The sequence below is a fragment of the Rhodococcus sp. KBW08 genome, from assembly GCF_003852455.1.
Taxonomy (GTDB): domain Bacteria; phylum Actinomycetota; class Actinomycetes; order Mycobacteriales; family Mycobacteriaceae; genus Rhodococcus_F; species Rhodococcus_F baikonurensis.
Genome location: NZ_QAJJ01000044.1, coordinates 64,434 through 81,444, shown reverse-complemented (window position 1 = coordinate 81,444; position 17,011 = coordinate 64,434). Strand labels below are relative to the sequence as shown.

Below are 17,011 nucleotides of genomic sequence, written 5' to 3'. Positions count from 1 at the left end.
GTCGCGCAGTCGCTTCGCGCTGCCGTCCGTCAAGCGCATCAGCTTGTCGCCCTCGACTCCGTCGGCGCGGATCTCGTCGGCGAACTGTGAGATGTTGTCCAGAACCTGACCCATGATCTTCCCGCCTCCACTGATAGTCGCCCAACTACCATTAAAGTAGAACACGTTCTAGAAATTTGCGGAAGTGAATGGTCGATATTTCTTGCACTCAGACGGTCTGTAGTTCCGACGGGAGGTCGACCGCGTCACTACCGGAAGCCGCGAGCAGCTGTGCGTACCGCCCACCTTGTTGCACAAGTTCGTCGTGGGTGCCCTTTTCCACAACCACGCCCCGGTCGAGCACCGCAATGAGGTCCGCATTTCGAACCGTGGAAAGCCTGTGCGCTACAACAAGAGTGGTGCGCCCGACCATCAGCTCGTCGAGCGCGTCCTGCAACGCACGTTCGGTGCGATTGTCCAAGGCGCTCGTCGCCTCGTCGAGGACGAGGATCGGCGGATTCCGCAGGACTGTGCGCGCGATCGCGATGCGCTGCTTCTCACCGCCGGAGAATCGGTAGCCGCGCTCGCCGACCATGGTGTCGTACCCGTCGTCGAGACCGGAAATGAACTCGTGGATCTGCGCAATGCGCGCCGCCTGCTCGATCTCGGCGTCCGTGGCGTCGGGTTTCGCGAACCGAAGGTTCTCACGAATCGTCGTGTGGAAGAGATACGTCTCCTGTGAGACCACACCCACCAGATCGGAGACCGTCGCCAGATCGAGGTCCCGCAGGTCGACGTCGTCGATTCTCACCGATCCCGCAGTCGGGTCGTACAGACGTGCGGCCAAGTATCCCAGAGTGGTCTTGCCTGAACCGGTGGAGCCGACCAGCGCCAAGGTTCCGCCGGCTGGGACCGTGAGGTCGATGTTGTCGAGAGTCTTGCTGTCGGTTCCTGGATACGAGAAGTCGACGTGGTCGAACCGAAGTTCGCCGGACATCGTGGTGCGATCGAAGCTCTTCGACTCTTCCGGATCGGCAATGTCGATCGGCAGATCCAGGTACTCGAACACGCGACTGAACAGTGCCATCGAACTCTGCACCTCGACGCCCGTGTTGAGCAGCATCATGGTGGGTCGGAACAATTGTGTTTGCAGTGTGGTGAATGCGACGAGAGTACCGACGGTGATGGTGTTGCCGTGATCGAGAGTGAAACCGGCAAACCAGTAGACCAGTGCGGGCATGGCCGCGAAAGTGATCGACATGGTCGCCATGCGCCACTTCCCGGCCATCATGGCCCGGAGTTCGACGTCCGCGACTTCCGCTGAACGCTCGGTGAATCGATCCGTCAGAGCCGACTTCGCGCCGGTCGTCTTTCCGAGGAGAATGCCACTGACGGAGAGAGATTCCTCCACCTGGACCGACAGATCACTGAGCAACTTCTGCCGCTTGCCCGAGATCTTGCGGCGCTCGTCACCGATCTTGCGTGCGATTCGGATGAACACCGGCAAGATCGCCAGCGAAAAGATGGCGAGTCGCCAATCCAGAAGGAACAGAGCAACAATGGTGGCCGCCACGGTCGTTGCATTCTGTGCGATGGACGTTGCCGTGTTGGTGACCACCGACTGCATACCGCCGATGTCATTGGCAATGCGCGACTGAACTTCTCCGGTTCGGGTTCGAGCGAAGAATCCGAGCGACTGATTCTGCAGGTGCGAGTAGACCCGCACGCGCAGTTGGTGCATCAGCTTTTGGCCGATGCTGTTGGACATCCAGGTCTGCGCCACGCCGAGACAACTCGTGATCACGGCAATGGCGATCATGCCGATGGCCAGAACGCTGACGAGTCCGAGGTTCTTGTCCGGGATCGCCTTGTCGAGCATTTCGCGCAGGAGCAGCGGACTGCCCAACGCGACGATCGCGCTGAGTGTGATGACCGCAGTGACGATGGCGATCTGAGTTCGATACGGCGCGAACAGTCCGAGTACGCGCTTTGCCGGTACGGATTCCGCCGGAGTGATCTCGACAGCGGATCGTTCGATGTTTCGCATGTGATCTGGTTTCACGTTTACCTCCTGGAGGCTTTCTCACCCTCGTTTCATATTGATGAGGTTACCTCACTATGAGGCTGACACCAACAACGCTAGACTGACGCCATGCATTCCCGAGAGCGCGAACTCACCGATGTCGTGATGTCCGTGGCACGGCTCATCCGCCGACGCCAGGTGGCAGCGCTGGAACCATTCGGCCTCTCGCCGTCGCAAAGCCGAGCACTCCGAGTGCTGACCCGAGTGGGCGAACCGGTTCGACTCGGGTTTCTCGCCGAACGATTACGCATCGTTCCGCGGTCGGCAACCGACGTCGTGGATTCCCTCGAAGATGCCGGATGGGTACGCCGCACTCCCGATCCGAACGATCGCCGCGCTGTATTACTCGAGCTCACCGACGCCGGCGCTGCGCTGGCCGCCGACGTCGCGAAAGCTCAAAGACGCGAATCCTCGGATGTGTTCGACGACCTCGACGAGTCGGAGCGAGCAACTCTCACCGAACTTCTCGAGCGAGTGGACGCGGGGCACGACTCTCGGCCCCGCGACTGCCCGACACCCTCGATCTGAGTTCTCACGCAGCGACGGTGTCGACTGCGTCCTCGACATTCTCCGCCGACGTCGGCTTGCTCTGACGCTCGATCTTCGAGATGCAACGAGCAAGGTCCGCGCCAACTGCCGTCGCCCGCAACTCGAGATCGGAACGAGGCACACCCTCCTTGGTCGTGTACTCGTTGGTGCGCAACTCCCCCGCCACCATGACCGGATCACCTTTCATGATGGATGCGCCGACGCCGGTGACCAACCGCCGCCAGCAACTGACCGTGAGATACAGGGTCGCACCGTCAGTCCACTCTCCGGTCACCGCGTCTTTGCGACGCGTGTTGCTTGCCATCCGAAAGCTCAGCACCTCTTCACCATTGGTGGTCTGCCGCTTCACCGGATTGGTGATGACGGTTCCGACAACGGTTGCATGCGTTTCGTACATGTCCGATCCCCCTTCGAACTTCAGAACCCGCCAACTGCCGCGGGGCCGATCATTGCGTCGGCAGTTTCGATTGTGGAACGGCAAACGCCTGGCTCCGGTTTTCGATTTCCACCTGTGCATCGGCGGGACCGCTGTGGAGAAACAGCACTGCCCGAGCCAAACGGCCCGGGCAGTGTCGGTGCTAAGTGCTAGTGGAGGACTCGTCGGATTTCTTCTCGCTGGGCGCCCCATCGGCAGTGTCCTCGTCGGCAGTCTCCGCGTCAGCCGCCTCTCGGGGTTTCCACCCCTCGCGGTCCCGCCTGGCCAATTCGGCGAACATCGCGTTGTGTGCGGCGAGGTCGGCGTCGTGGTCACGTTCAGCCGCACGGTCGGTTCGGCGCGCCGTTCTGCCGTCACTGCGCGACCACTGAACCAGAAGCGCAAGCATGACCACCATGAGCGGGATCTCGCCGGTCGCCCAGGCGATGCTGCCCCCCAACTGCTGATCGCCGATCAGATCGTTGTTCCAGCCAAGGCCGAGCGAACGGAAGTAGGCGCCACCCATGACGGCGGTGGTGCTCATCAAGGCCACACCGAAGAACGCGTGGAACGGAAGCGAACCGAAGACCATTGCCAGCTTGGTCACCGGCTGCAATTGTCGTGGTGACGGGTCGATTCCGATCGCCACCCAGTAGAAGAGATATCCGCTCAGGATGAAGTGCAGATTCATCAGCAAGTGCGCGCTGTGCGAGTCGACCGTCGCGCCGTAGATTCCGCCGAGATAGAGCGCGTAGAAGCCGCCGACAAAGAGAACGGCCGCCACGATCGGGTGCGTGATGAAACGCGAGAACGGGCTGTGCAGGGCGGTCAGAATCCACTCGCGGATGCCTGGCACGCCGTCCTTGCCTGCCGGATCGAGGGCCCGCAGAGCCAAAGTGATCGGCGCACCCAGAACCAGCAGGACTGGGCCCAACATCGACAGCGCCATGTGCGCACCCATGTGAACGCTGAAGACTGCCGGCGCGTACTTGCCTACACCGGACGACGTGGCGATCAAGAGCACCGCACAACCGCTCATCCAGGCGATGGTTCGGCCGACGGGCCAGGAATCCCCGCGCTTGGCCAGTTTGCGCAGGCCGATTCCGTACAGAATCGCCGCAGCGATTGCGGCAGTGCCGAACATGAGGTCGAATCGCCAGTCCGTCACGAATGCCATGAACGACGGCGGGTCCGGAAGGTTGTAACCGAGTTCGACCTCGGGGATCGAGGGAATCGACAGCGGCGGGGGCGGTGGGGTCCGACCGAGGCCGATCGCGAGACCGATGGTCGCCGCCATCACGATGCCTTCAGCGCCGGCAAAACGAATCAGCGCGGAGCGACTCTTGGGGTTCTCCGCCAACGCCGGCAGCGCCCGACTCCGCTGAGCCCAACCGAAGAACCCGAGGATGATCAGTGCAACTGTTTTGGCGACGATCAATCGTCCGTAGGTCGTGGTGAACACGTCGTCGAGAGGTAGACGGACAATCGCATTGATGACACCGCTGAATCCCATGACGACGAAGCAGATGGATGCGACCGTCGAAAAGCGTCGAGCCGCTACGTCGGTGTAATCGCCGCCGCGCCGCGCGTGGGCCAGTAGCGCGAACAAGCCGCCGGCCCAGAGCGAAGCTGCCACAAGGTGCAGGATCAGGCTGTTGGTCGCGATGTCATGCGAGCCGCCCGAAGACGAGTGACCGGTGAGAGCGAGCGGCATCAGTCCGAGTAGACCGACCAGCAGCAGGAGCGGAGTCCACCACCAGCGCAGTGTCAACCGGGCCAGGATCGCCAGAACAACCGCGATGATGGCCGTCCAGCGCCAGGCGCCGGCGATCTCCACCTGGTCGAGTCCCGACCAGAGGTTTGCCGGTTTGATCGCTTCGGCAAACGGCTGACCCGATGTGTCGGAGAGCGTCAGAGGCACCATCATGAACGAACAGATCGCCCACACGATCGCGGCATGCGATGCGGTTCGGACTGCTCGATAGCCGTCGACGTCGAGGACGCCCGACTTCTGAGGTGGCACGAAGAAAGCGGCCAACAGCAGTGACCCGATCGCGATGACCGCGGCGATCTCCCCCAGTGCGCGCATCGCGGGCAGGCCGTACGTAGTGATCGGACCTGGATCAGGGATGCCCAGAAGAGTCAGTGCCTGCGACGCGGAGAATCCCACCACGACGGCTGCGGTGAGCCCTGCGATGAGTCCACTGACCACGAATATGGCGGTCGAAGAAGCGGGTGCACCGCTGTGCGGAGTGGACTCCGGTGAGGAATCTGTCGGCGCGAGGTCGGGTGTAGCCATACCTCAAGGGTAGGACCTTCGCGAACCGACTACGACAACGCGTCGGAGTTGGGCGGCGCGCGTCACATCCCGAACCCTCGAGTATGATGTTCCACGCGCCTCCGTAGCTCAGGGGATAGAGCAAGAGCCTTCTAATCTCTTGGTCGCAGGTTCGAATCCTGCCGGGGGCACTTTTCGTACCGTTTACGCAGGACTCAATACCTTCTAGGCCAGCATGTACGCAGATACGACCAATGCAATAATCCTGCGTTGTCCCGCGCAATCCCGACCAAAGTGTTGAGTAAGTGTTGAGCGGTTCGCAGGTGAGCATGTACGTCTCTCGACGCAAGCTAGGCGCCGAATTCCGACTCATCGTCGACAATCTTGCCGAACAACGGCAGGGGTCAAGGGATGGGATGAGAACCCGAAGCCGTTCATCTGGAACAAGTCCGTCGAGAAGATCCGACCCCCGAGGAAGGGTTAGTCGCGCGAGTCAGTCGTCGACGTTCTCCTCCAACAGCGTGCGGAAACTGGCCGCCAGTCGGACAACTGTGTTCCCGTTGTCATGGTCGACCAAGCACACGCTTCCGTCCGCAGCGATCCAGATCGGATTCCCCGACCCGTCGTCAGCGAACACCACCCCGTCGATGAGGGCACCGTATGCGTCACGCGCCTCAATGGTCAGCTCGATGCATGTCTCACGACCGATAAGCTCGGCGTTGTCCCATGCGTGCACGGACACGCCCACGAAGCATCCACCCCAACGTCCCACGAACTCGGTGAAGTCTTTGTCCGGGACGATGTCGAGCGCATGCAATCGCGCGTGAAGCTCGTCTGCCGGAATCGGACGGCCGGGACCGTAGAAGTCCACGGTCCGCTCGATCCGAGCGACCAACCCGTTTCCGAGAGCCATATCGGAAACTTACTACCGGCGCGGGACACTAGCTTCGAACTCGGACGCCGGTGCGTCGGGCGCAAGAGTGTCGCAAAAGTGTCGCACCCGCATGGGTCGCCGAACAGGAAGCCGCTGGAGCCGAAGACTACTACCAACTGAGGCAGATCAAATGTCAGTTACGACCGGTCCGTCTGGTTCTATTCCGGCATGAAAATGCCGTTCGCCGCAGTCGCGGCTATCGGAGCGGCGCTACTCATCAGCGGATGCAGTAGCGAGCCCGCGGGTCCCACCGCCGAGGAAGTGAGGGCAACTCAGTGTGCGGGTTTCGCCGAACTGACGCCCGGATATCTGGAGACTCAAGCGGACCAAAAGACTATTAGCGACAAGGGTTCAAGCTTGGAAGAGCGAACTGACGCATCGATGCGAATCATGAAACGCACGACCGATGACGGTCGCCGTACCCACGCGTACGATTGCGATGCACGATCAGATAAAGAACTTTTCGCGGAATACATCTCGAAATAACGGACGCCCTCGTCGGATTCATCGTGGCATTCTTGCTGATTGTCTTCATTACGAACTACTGGCAGACATTGCTGTGGATCCTGCTGTGGGTTGTAATCGCGGCGTTCGTTATCCCGATGACGCACGAAGGCTTCAAGTTCATTCGCGAGTACCGCGCCGACATGCGCAAGGTGAAGACCGACTACTACAAAGGCCTCGACGAGCGCACGAATCTGCAGCATCAGCAGTACTTAGCCTGCCGCGACGAAGGCGTCTACGGGGACTATCCGCCAGCGAAACTTGACTAGGGCGCGTCTCCCTTATCTCGGGTGAGGCTGGCGGCATTCTTGTGCTGCATACGGCACACGCGTGATCAAGCTGCTGCCAACGCCGGATGAGAGTAAGCCCTGAAAAAGAACGAGAACGAGAACGAGAGAATAGACCTCATGACTGAGCAGACCCTCGCGGCGCGGCTAATGACCCGTGCCGATTGGCCGTGGATCCAGCGCTGGTACGAGGATGAGACGCTAGACCGTGAGCTGGGTCCGCTTGACGACGAGTGGCTCGAGTATGTCCTCGCCACCCACTCGGGTGTGCAGCTTGTGGTGCTCGACGGTGTCGATCCGGTCGCGCTCGTCGGCTGCGCTTGGGACCCAAACGGACACGAGCATGGCATCACTGATCTCGCGATCGATCCGCGCCGGCGCAGGAACGGGCTCGGCCGGGCAACGATCGACTGCGTCCGTTCGTGGCCCGAGCACCCGCCGACGACGGGGTGGGTTGCGTTCGTTGACCAGAGGAACGAGCCCGCTTACCGCTTCTTCAGCGAGCTCGGTTGGGCGCATCGAGGGCTCGACGCGGATGGGATGCACCAATTCGCAACCGGCGCAACGAAAGCTCCGACGAGCGGGCGCTGAGGGGAGGTCGTGGCTCGGTTGGGTAGTGGCACGTTCGCGTGACGGCGTTGCGGTGGTGCTCGGCGCACAGGCTTGCGTGCACTTATTTTCGGAGTACTGCTAATGCGTTCGAAGTCTTGGCCGCGAAAGGAAACGCGCCAGCCTGGCACCGCAGAGAAGACCGCCATCACTGTCGCACCGATGACCGTACCGACCGCAAATGCTGAGGACAGCAGGCCCGCAGTGCCAACCGAGACCCCCAACTCGGTCGCGATCGCGGGTGGCACGAGTCCTTCCAGGTCGGCGACGAGACCCTTGCCGGGGGATGTTCCAACGCCGGTCACATACACAGTGCGTACGTCACCGTCCGATCGTGGTCGATGTGCCGGACACTGCGGTGCCGTTCTTGCGGGGTTCGACGACGAGGTAGCTCGTTCTCACTTACTGAGAAATCACGAGTGCCGATTCACCGATGCTGCGATCGTAAATCGCGCGGAAAACCGAAATGCGTTACTTGCCAGCATTTTTCCCTGGACGACTTTGGGCAATCGTTTCCCATCCTCAACATTCACAAACCGGACAGTCTGTGCTATTTTTTACAGACCTTCACCCCCGTTTTACCCTCCGAGAGGTTCATCACGCATGTCTCAAGCCACCCGCCGCGCCGGAATCGTTGCCGCACTTGTCGGCTCCGCTGCATTGATTGCACCGGCTTTCGCGGGCGCAGCGCCCACTGGTTCACTCGGTTCCGCAGAGCCGGAAGCGGGCTTCAACTGCTCCACAACGTCTACCGAAACCACCGCGAACGGCTGGGGAATCCCGTTCACCGACGAGAAGGACCAGACCGCCTCCTACGCGGCCGATAATGTCTTCGACAAGGACGGCTCACTCAAACTCGAAGTCACCGACGTCAAGGACCGCTCCGTGTCCTACCACGCGGCAGGCAGCATCAAACTGGCCGACGCAGCTGCCAAGGAAATCGGGTTTTCCGAGCGCGCCGTAACCACCAGCGCTGCGTTCCAGCTGCGTTTGACCGGCACCACGAACCCGGACAACAACGGTTTCACCACCCTGGTGTGGGTGCCGAGCCAGAACGGCGCATCCGTGACGGACGCTGCGGTCAAGCACGAGAACATCCAGGACGGACTCTGGTGGAGCACCCGCACCATCGGCGGTGCAGTCAAGGGCGAGCCCACCTCACTCGATGCCATCGTGGCAGCCAACCCCGGCGCAAAGGTCGAGCACTACGGTGTGAGCGTCGGCACCGGCTCGGAAGCCTCGAGCGTCTTCGTCGACGCTGTGAAGTTCAACGGCTGCACCACCAACTTCGCCAAGAAGGATCCGAAGCCTGAGACAGGCACCGGTTCACTCGGTTCACTCGGCGACATCTTCGGCAGCTAGCAGCAACAGTCCTTCTGCAGATGACGAAAGCCCCCAACCTCCTTGCGAAGTTGGGGGCTTTGTCGTGAGTTTCTACGAGCCGAACGCGGGGAATTGGATGGATCCGAATCCCCCGCCCGGCTTCGCAGGCGCCTGCGGGAGAGTGAACGGAAGCTCAACCAAGTTGTGAGTCTTGTTGTATCCGGCCGGGGTGGGTCCGTCACTGACGCAGTAGATTCCGGCGACATAGTTGCCATCCGGAAGTCCTGCGATGGTATCCGTAATCTTCGAACTATTTTCGGAAGCCGGGTTGGGCGACTTCCACACGGGATCGGCCTCCAGATTCGGGTATCTGTGCAGACCGATCCGATTCGGATCGGAACCTAGCCCCCAAATTTCGTGCCGTCCGCAGTAATCTGCCACACATGAAGAAGGCACTTCCGAAGACGCTGAAGTCACTCGCCCGAACTGTTGGAATCCTGGCACTCGCGATCGTCGTGGTATCCGTGGTCGAGCGGTTCACCGGCGCACACCAACCGACGACCGGTCCCGCGTCGTTGACCGGGCCAGACCAATCGTTGTAGCCCTTCCCTTGCGACAAAGGCCGTCTCACGAAGTTCTACGACGAGAGCCGGTAGGCAATTGCCCACCAATGCCGGCTGAGCCGCATGCACCGCGCTAAACAGAGCGGCCGCGAGTGTCACAGAACCTCTGAGCTCTGGAGCCCAGGGTGTAACAGCCGCCGGGGCAGTCGAACCTTGCGGGCAGCCGTGGGTGTAGCACCACTGACACAAGCTGCGTCAGAATGGTCGCGCGAGAACTCGATTCGAAGGTCCGATTTCGCGAAGTGTCCAGAGAGCTGCGAAAAGCACTTGCTGTGGGACCTCGCGGCTACTCGGTGCGGTTGCTCGGATGTGGCGACTGCGCACCGATCGAACCGGCCGCATCCGCCGTCAGCGACTACGCAACGACCGTCACCATTTGACCACGGGCATCGAAAGCGCTTGAAAAGTAAGCCATTTCATCGTGCCGAGGTGCGCGAGAACGACCTGAACTTGCGAGGTCTCGAGATCTTCGAAGAAACCTCCGGCATGGCATCTTCCGAGATCCACACTCATCCCAGGTAGTGCATCATCCGTGCGCACACGAGCGACGCCAAAAGTCGCTGCGGCGCGTGATCAGCTGGAGAGACGTAACCGTACCGAAGGCTTTCTACGAAAAGCCGGACGATTCTTTGTCTCGAAATGCCATGTCGGCCGCCGAAGCATTATCGACGGTTAACTCAGGCCGGAATCCAATCTGCTAAGAAAAACGAATCTAATGTGACCCCTATCTCTGGATCCTTTCAGAACAGGGGTTTCTATGACCCGCGACTGAATTCACCCCCTAATTCACCCTCCTCCTATACGCGGAAAAATGATTTGCCTTTTTGTCGAGCGTGTGTGCACAGATAATTCGCTCCACACCTTGTCGTTCCGACAGCAAATAAGGGGCGGTGAACTGCATAAAGGCTCATTCGGTACAGCAGTGCCGACTCGACTCGGCCGCTCACCGATTGTCGGCAAGGTCCAAGACAGGCATGCAACTGATGGTCGAGATCGAATTGTGATGAACCAGCCAGTTAACTTGACAGAAATCAACGGAAGATACATATAGCCAGGTAAGCGGAGTTTTTCTTGCATGGACGGACGTCCATGGCGTGTCCAGCTATGCGATTTGCTCGTGTTAGATTCCTGATTGCGCATCGCCCGGTTTGCGCCTTCTGCGTTGTTTGCGCGGAATTTGCATCTTCTCGCGAACGGCCCCGCGCACATTTCTTCACGTTGTGCCAGAGAAAGGAATTTCATGAAAACCGTCACGGCAGCGAAGCACGCAGCACGAAGACTCCCCCTCGGAGCCCTCGCACTGTTGCTATTGCTATCCGGGATGGTGCTCATGCCCGAACTGCAATGAATCGCGCAGGAAAGATCATCGGCCGCGGCCTTTAGTACCTCGTAGGTCGTCGCGTTAGGTAACACCGGCGGTCGAGTTTTCTTGGAATTTCCTGGCTACCCAGAGCCGGCCGTCAGTCTGCGCCGGCGTCAGCCGGGTCCGATTACCAACTGTTCGGCTCCGCAATAGGTCGCCTGAGAATCACCAACGCTCGCATCCAGGCTCCAGAGCTGCTCAAAGGTCCCGTTTCGCTATTCGCCGGCCCCGGAAACGGGGCCTGAATCATGTGTTTCTGAACGAAAGGTGTTCGTCATGCGTAACCGTGTCTTCCCGCGCCGTGCCGGGGAGGGGGTGGTGTCTCGGTGGGCAGCTTTGGGGATGATCGTTGCGGTCCTGGCGCTGGTCGTATCGTCGTTCTCTTTCGTCCAGGTTGCCTCAGCAGATGACCTCGGGACCTCGACCGCCACAGTTCCGACCTCAACAGTTCCGACCACAACGAAGCCGCCCGCAACTACGACGGAGGCGCCGCTGAAAACGACTGCGCCGCATACTTCCACGTCGGAGTCACCCACGTCTGCGAAACCGCCGATCACAACCACGGCGCCCCCGTCTACGACTTCTGTGGCGGCGCAGCGACTGGCCGCACGCGGAGTCAATCCCGGCATCGATGTGAAAATCACAGACATCCAGGTCGAGGGAAAGAACGACCAGCAGATTACGGTCGGTGACTCCGTCACTGTGCGGGGCACCTGGGACGCGTCAAGCGCGAGCCCGCAGCCGGGCGACCAGTTCACCATTGAATTCCCTGGCGAGCTGAAGCTTCAGAGCAACCCCAAGATCGACCTTGTAGGTGGGGACGGGACGCTCTGGGGAAGCTGCGAGCTTGTGGGAGCCACCAATCTCATGACGTGTGTTCTCTCCGATGCCGTGGCAGATCGCCCGGACGAGGTGAAGGGCGATTTCTTCGTTTACACCAAGGCGGTCGAATACACCACGTCAGAGACTGTGGACTTCACGATCAACAACAAGGTCACGCCGGTCGACCTGCCCGGCACGGGCGGCATCACCGACGGCCGCGTAATCGGCGAGTCGACGAAGTCCGGCAAACTCCAGGACAACAAGCAGTCAGTGCGGTGGACCATCGACATCCCCGGCGCCGATCTGGCCAAGTTGGACGCAGGCAACACCGGTTCCGTGACCCTGAGCGACGAGCTCTCCGACAACATGAAGTTGTGTGCGGGCAGCCTGCTCAACGCGAAGCTGTGGTCCGGTCGCCCGGGCGATCTCAAAGAGACCCCCGGCGGCGTCACCGTCACCCAACCCGACGCGGGTGATCAGGTCACCATCAACATCGACAACGGCGCGCCCTTCGAGAGCAACAAGCTCTACCGCATCGAGTACACCTCATGCACGACCAGCGGCGTGGTGGATCTCGAGGGGACTCAGTACACGAACTCCGTGACGATCGGTGACAACACGGTGGCTTCGGATGGCGTGGGACAGGACTATGCGCCGCAGACCAAGCCCTGGAAGGGTGGCTACCTCGACGGCGGTAAGCGCAATATGGAAGCCGTCTGGACGATTGTGGTTCCGGGCACCGACATTGCCGCCAACAACCACAAGATCGACATCACCGACACCTTCGGCGGCCCCCATGCGGTCTGTGCCTCGGGCGTGCAGGTAGTCATCGAGAAGTCTGACTACCTCCCAGGGCGGGAGAACGAACCCAACTACCGCACTCCTGCCGCAGGATTCACCATTGCTCCCATCGGCGCAGTAGCCGGCGCGAGTACCTTCACCGCGGCGATCACTGTGGATAACCCGGACACGTTCAACGAAGAGCAGTATTACTACGTCACGTACCGGACCTGCCTGACCACCACCGAGGTGCCAGACTCCGAGGACCATCTCACCAACTCGGCGGTCGTCAACAAGACGTCGATCACGGGAAAGACTGAGGGGCCTAGGTTCACGAGCGGCAAGAGCGGCGCGATCAACACCACGTCGCAAACTGTCGGCGGCGTGGAGCAGCCGGCAGGCACCACACTCAATTGGACCGTGGAAATCTCCGGACACGATCTCGAGGGCCTTACGGAACCGGCGGTCATCAACGACAGGTTCTCACCGAACATGACGGTGTGTGAAATCGGCGGCGATCTCAAGAGCAACCTCAATCTCAAGGTCGTCGCGCAAGACTTCTTCGACGGCAACAAGAAACGCGATATCACCGATGCAACATCGGTGGCGCGAGCCGACGGCGGTTTCGATCTCACTCTCCCGCGTGACGCGGACGGTTACAGCCGTCAGACGAAGTACCTCGTCAGCTATACCCTGTGCACCAGCAGCGGCGGACTGGACCAGCGCGACACGGAATACTCCAACACCCTCACCTATGCCGGCAAGCAGACGCTGTCGCAGAGCGTCAAGCAGGAATGGGGCGGCGGCGGTACCGGCCAAGGCGTGTCACGGGGCTCGTTCTCGCTTCTGAAGGAGATCGCTCCCTTCTCCGAGAAATTCCCGGAAGACACCGAGTTCACTGTGAAAGTCGAAGAGTTCGCCCCCGGGCAAAATCCAGCGACCGACGCCCCGGTGAGCTCCTACGAGATCAAGGTGAAGGCTGACGGGACACCGGTCAGTGGGATCAACCCCCGCGGAACCGGCTGGCAGATCCGCCTGTCCGAGATCAACCTCCCGACCGTTGACGGTGTGTACTTCGAGCGAGGAACGTTCCGCCATTCAGAGGGTGTGACGCTCAACGTGGACCGGACCGAGGCGCTGGTGACCATCACGCCGAAGAGCAATGTCGGTGTCACACTGCTCAACAAAGCGAGCTTGGGATCGGCAAGGATCACCAAGGCCGTCATCGGCGACGGAGCGCGCACGGGACTGGAGGCTTTCGTCATCAACGCAGAGATCGCTTTCGGTGACGACGACGCCGGCAACGAACTGCGTCAATTCACTCTGAAGGACGGCCAGCATTACGATCTGGGCAAATTGCCCATCGGAGCGAAAGTCACCTTCACCGAGGTCCAACCGACGAACACCGACCTCGTGACGTGGTCGCAGCCGGTGATCAGCCCGAAGACGCTCACCATCGGCACAGACGCGTCGGCGAACGCGGTCTCCGTCACCAACGAGGCCACGATCACGCAAGGCACCTTCGAAGTGAGCAAGAAGCTCACGGGCCCGAAGGCGTCCGACAAGGCCGTACCGGCCAGCTTCGACGTGATTGCCACCTGGCTCGATACGGACGACAACCCACAGAGCAAGACACTGTCGCTCCCGTCCGACGGCACCTCGGTTCCGTTCGGTGAGAACCTGCCCGGCGGCACCGAAGTTGCACTGACCGAACTGGTTCCGGAAAACGGTGACGGTCTCGCCTACGGCGTGCCCGCATACTCCGGGAATATCCGGATCAATGCGGACAACGCTGCCGTGGTGACCATCGGCAAGGATTTGCGCAAGGTCGAGGTGTCGAACTTCGTCGACATCAACGATGGCACTCTGCGCGTCGCCAAGCAGGTCAGCGGCGAGGCCGCCGAGGCTGTCGGTGATGACGTGGAGTTCACGGTCGAGGCGCGTTGGCGCGACGGTGTGGACTACCGCACCCAGGTGCTGAGCGTCAAGCAGGGACAGACCACACCGCTGGGCGTCGACCTCCCCGTCGGCACCGAGGTGACCTTCACCGAGACCGGCCGTCCCGATGTCGCCGGAGTCGAATGGGGCACGATCTCCTGGGGCACCAGCCCGGAAGGCGAATCGTGGCTGCACTCGAACCTCGACGGAACCGCAACGGGCATCGTCTCCGACGACCCGACCGACGGTCGACTGATCACGCTGTCGAACGAGGCGCTGTGGAAGTTCGGCTCGGTCGAATTCACGAAGTTCATCCTCGACGCTGACGGCAATCCCGTCCGCGCCCCCGAGGCCGACCTACCCGACAGCGCGACGTTCGATGTCCGTGTCGACGAAATCGACCCGCCACTCCCCGCTGGAACCGATTTCCCGGCAGTGGGCCAGACCATCACCCTCGATGCCGGAAACGACTGGAGTTGGACGTCCGGCGAGGTTGTTCCACGGAACACCGTGATCACCTTCTCCGAGGTCGACCCCAAGCCCCTGGCCGGTATCGACTGGGCGCGGCCGTACTACTACGTGTCCGCGGATGCCGGAGACGCCGAACACCGCAACACCGTCAAGGTGGTGGCCGGTGAGCAGGCTGTGGTGGAGATCCACAACCGCCCGATACCGACCACCGACGTGGACATCGACAAGTTCGTGACCGGCCCCAAGGGCAGCCAGGTGGCCAAGGACGGATCCACGATCTTCCAGGTCACGGCTACGTGGACGGACATCGACGACGAGGCGCGTTCGTGCGTGCTCGATGTCAAACCGGGCGCTTCGGTCACTCCGACCGCCCAGTGCGACGCAGCCGTCATCGACGGCCGGGTCCAGTTCCCGCTGGACACCGACATCACTTTCGTCGAAACCGGTGCTCACACAGACGTCACCAACGTCAAGTGGGGTGAAGTGATCTGGGGCGTCAAGGAAGGCAAGGCGGACGTCTCGAAGATCGTGGGTGAACCGACCGGAGCTTCCGTCAAGCTCACCAGCGAAGCAAACAAGTCAGTGGTTCTGGGACTCGAGAACAAAACCAGCAGCAATGGGCTGATCATCATCCCGATCCCGATCCCGCTGCCGCCGTGGGAAATCCCGACATGGCCGGGCTCCGAAGTACCCGGAGGACCAGGCACTGACGTGTCGACTCCCGGAAACAACACTCCCGGCAATAACGGTGGTGGACACAACGGTGCTCCGGGCACGCCTGCTCCGGGAAATCCTGCTCAGGCCAAACCGGACCAGTCATCGTCCCTGCCGGTAACCGGCGCGAACGTCATCTGGCTCGCCGGTCTGGCGCTGGCACTGATCGGCGGTGGCACGTGGCTCGCCCTGCATAACCGCAAGCGTGCACCCGGCCAGGAGTAACTCCCAACCAGGAATACCGAAACAGCGCGGGTGCGACCTACACCTGGTCGCACCCGCCCTGTTCACCGTCACGACGTATCTATCTCGCGGCCGCCCCTGCGGCTCATCCCTCGAAGGAGAAACACCATGTCCATCCTCCCGTTCCCGATCGTCATCAAGGACATCCAGACCACCGGTTCTGCGGCGATCGACGGCCTCGGTCGCCTGTCCGTACTCCTGTACGACCTTCTCGGAGGTACCGGAAGCGCCACGATCAGCGCGGGCAACTAGTCCGACGACGGAGAGGAGTCCCGGTCCATGAGAGATTCACAGCATCCGGTTCCTGGGCGGCCGCGGTTAGGCCAGGTCATCGGTGAGCTGCTCCTCACGGCCGGGGTCCTCATCCTGCTTTTCGTCGTCTACGAGGCGTTCTGGACCAATATCACCTCGGGGCGACTGCAAGACGAGGTCAACGCCCAACTGGAGGAATCGTGGGGCAAGGACAAAGACCAGGTTGCGGCCGGTAACCCTGTTGCACCGCCGGCCCCGGTGCTCGGCGAGGGATTCGCGCGCGTGTACCTCCCGACACTCGGTGCCGACGTCGTATCCGCCGTCGTCGAAGGCACACGCAACGAGGACCTACGGGCCGGCCCCGGCCACTACCCCGAATCGCAGATGCCCGGCGAAGCAGGAAATTTCGCGCTCGCCGGGCATCGCATCGGATTCGGCGCAGTCTTCCAACACTTGGATCGACTCGATGCGTGCGATGCCGTCGTCGTGGAGACCGAGTTCCAGTGGATGACGTACCGGTTACTCCCACTCGACCAGGCTTCGCCCGAACGTCGCACAGCGGCGCAAGCCTGCTTGAGCCCCGAGCAAGCCGACCGCGTGTCCGACGGCGACTACGCACATCTCCTCGGGCGGCACATCACCGCGCCGGGGGATGTTGCGGTCGTCAACCCGCTCCCCGGCAAACCTTGGCCAGAGCCTGACACCACACTGGAAAGCATGTTGACACTGACCACGTGCCATCCGCTCTACTCGAACAGCGAACGCATGATCGTCCATGCTGTTCTCGTCGAAACAATCTCGAAGACTTCGGGCACCATTCCCGCGGCACTCCAGGAGCAATGAA

At 61.2% G+C, this 17,011-nt stretch carries 12 protein-coding genes, 1 tRNA gene and 1 pseudogene; 9 read left to right on the top strand and 5 right to left on the bottom strand.

Annotated elements, in window-relative coordinates; genetic code table 11:
- Positions 1 to 208 precede the first annotated feature (208 nt).
- The gene (locus DBV08_RS31760) at positions 209 to 2,026 is read right to left on the bottom strand and encodes an ABC transporter ATP-binding protein (protein WP_124570073.1); all 1,818 of its coding nucleotides are present in this window, start codon (positions 2,024 to 2,026) and stop codon (positions 209 to 211) included.
- Positions 2,027 to 2,131: 105 nt separating this feature from the next.
- On the opposite strand from DBV08_RS31760, the gene DBV08_RS31755 reads away from it, so the two are divergent.
- Positions 2,132 to 2,590, top strand: coding sequence for a MarR family winged helix-turn-helix transcriptional regulator (locus DBV08_RS31755; RefSeq protein WP_095973080.1), 459 nt, complete (start codon positions 2,132 to 2,134; stop codon positions 2,588 to 2,590).
- 4 nt (positions 2,591 to 2,594) lie between these two features.
- On the opposite strand, the gene ssb is transcribed toward DBV08_RS31755, so the two are convergent.
- Both ssb and DBV08_RS31745 read right to left on the bottom strand, forming a co-directional pair.
- Entirely contained in the window at positions 2,595 to 3,008 is a 414-nt protein-coding gene (gene ssb / locus DBV08_RS31750) for a single-stranded DNA-binding protein (protein WP_007733347.1), read from the bottom strand.
- 181 nt (positions 3,009 to 3,189) lie between these two features.
- Entirely contained in the window at positions 3,190 to 5,325 is a 2,136-nt protein-coding gene (locus DBV08_RS31745) for a cytochrome c oxidase assembly protein (protein ID WP_124570066.1), read from the bottom strand.
- A 97-nt stretch (positions 5,326 to 5,422) separates the two neighbouring features.
- On the opposite strand from DBV08_RS31745, the gene DBV08_RS31740 reads away from it, so the two are divergent.
- Positions 5,423 to 5,495: transfer RNA gene (locus tag DBV08_RS31740), tRNA-Arg, on the top strand.
- A 302-nt stretch (positions 5,496 to 5,797) separates the two neighbouring features.
- On the opposite strand, the gene DBV08_RS31735 is transcribed toward DBV08_RS31740, so the two are convergent.
- On the bottom strand, positions 5,798 to 6,217 hold the full coding sequence (locus DBV08_RS31735) for an SMI1/KNR4 family protein (protein WP_124570064.1): 420 nt from the start codon (positions 6,215 to 6,217) through the stop codon (positions 5,798 to 5,800).
- Positions 6,218 to 6,747: 530 nt separating this feature from the next.
- Between DBV08_RS31735 and DBV08_RS31730 the strand changes: the two genes are divergently transcribed.
- Both DBV08_RS31730 and DBV08_RS31725 read left to right on the top strand, forming a co-directional pair.
- A complete protein-coding gene (locus tag DBV08_RS31730; RefSeq protein WP_124570062.1) occupies positions 6,748 to 7,011 on the top strand; it encodes a hypothetical protein in 264 nt (87 codons plus the stop codon).
- Positions 7,012 to 7,149: 138 nt separating this feature from the next.
- Positions 7,150 to 7,620, top strand: coding sequence for a GNAT family N-acetyltransferase (locus DBV08_RS31725; RefSeq protein WP_234036629.1), 471 nt, complete (start codon positions 7,150 to 7,152; stop codon positions 7,618 to 7,620).
- A gap of 152 nt (positions 7,621 to 7,772) precedes the next feature.
- On the opposite strand, the pseudogene DBV08_RS33335 reads toward DBV08_RS31725, so the two are convergent.
- Positions 7,773 to 7,949: pseudogene (locus tag DBV08_RS33335) on the bottom strand (Cmx/CmrA family chloramphenicol efflux MFS transporter); the annotation flags it as partial.
- 292 nt (positions 7,950 to 8,241) lie between these two features.
- Between DBV08_RS33335 and DBV08_RS31715 the strand changes: the two are divergent.
- From DBV08_RS31715 to DBV08_RS31705, 5 genes are all read left to right on the top strand, one after another.
- Positions 8,242 to 9,000, top strand: a complete 759-nt coding sequence (locus tag DBV08_RS31715) for a hypothetical protein (protein ID WP_124570061.1) — start codon at positions 8,242 to 8,244, stop codon at positions 8,998 to 9,000.
- Between the two features lie 404 nt (positions 9,001 to 9,404).
- Complete coding sequence (locus tag DBV08_RS32515) at positions 9,405 to 9,563, top strand: hypothetical protein (RefSeq protein ID WP_003945304.1); 159 nt, start codon at positions 9,405 to 9,407, stop codon at positions 9,561 to 9,563.
- Positions 9,564 to 11,289: 1,726 nt separating this feature from the next.
- Positions 11,290 to 15,897, top strand: coding sequence for a DUF5979 domain-containing protein (locus DBV08_RS31710; RefSeq protein ID WP_124570069.1), 4,608 nt, complete (start codon positions 11,290 to 11,292; stop codon positions 15,895 to 15,897).
- Between the two features lie 126 nt (positions 15,898 to 16,023).
- Positions 16,024 to 16,167, top strand: coding sequence for a hypothetical protein (locus DBV08_RS32510; RefSeq protein WP_166811358.1), 144 nt, complete (start codon positions 16,024 to 16,026; stop codon positions 16,165 to 16,167).
- A 27-nt stretch (positions 16,168 to 16,194) separates the two neighbouring features.
- Positions 16,195 to 17,010, top strand: a complete 816-nt coding sequence (locus DBV08_RS31705; protein WP_124570059.1) for a class E sortase — start codon at positions 16,195 to 16,197, stop codon at positions 17,008 to 17,010.
- Position 17,011: the final 1 nt, after the last annotated feature.

Bases quoted from the DNA above. Each gene is read 5' to 3' on its own strand.
- DBV08_RS31755 (WP_095973080.1), top strand. From the start codon at position 2,132: ATGCATTCCCGAGAGCGCGAACTCACCGATGTCGTGATGTCCGTGGCA.
- DBV08_RS31725 (WP_234036629.1), top strand. From the start codon at position 7,150: ATGACTGAGCAGACCCTCGCGGCGCGGCTAATGACCCGTGCCGATTGG.
- DBV08_RS31715 (WP_124570061.1), top strand. From the start codon at position 8,242: ATGTCTCAAGCCACCCGCCGCGCCGGAATCGTTGCCGCACTTGTCGGC.
- DBV08_RS31705 (WP_124570059.1), top strand. From the start codon at position 16,195: ATGAGAGATTCACAGCATCCGGTTCCTGGGCGGCCGCGGTTAGGCCAG.
- DBV08_RS31710 (WP_124570069.1), top strand. From the start codon at position 11,290: ATGATCGTTGCGGTCCTGGCGCTGGTCGTATCGTCGTTCTCTTTCGTC.
- DBV08_RS32515 (WP_003945304.1), top strand. From the start codon at position 9,405: ATGAAGAAGGCACTTCCGAAGACGCTGAAGTCACTCGCCCGAACTGTT.
- ssb (WP_007733347.1), bottom strand. From the start codon at position 3,008: ATGTACGAAACGCATGCAACCGTTGTCGGAACCGTCATCACCAATCCG.
- DBV08_RS31735 (WP_124570064.1), bottom strand. From the start codon at position 6,217: ATGGCTCTCGGAAACGGGTTGGTCGCTCGGATCGAGCGGACCGTGGAC.
- DBV08_RS32510 (WP_166811358.1), top strand. From the start codon at position 16,024: ATGTCCATCCTCCCGTTCCCGATCGTCATCAAGGACATCCAGACCACC.
- DBV08_RS31760 (WP_124570073.1), bottom strand. From the start codon at position 2,026: ATGCGAAACATCGAACGATCCGCTGTCGAGATCACTCCGGCGGAATCC.
- DBV08_RS31745 (WP_124570066.1), bottom strand. From the start codon at position 5,325: ATGGCTACACCCGACCTCGCGCCGACAGATTCCTCACCGGAGTCCACT.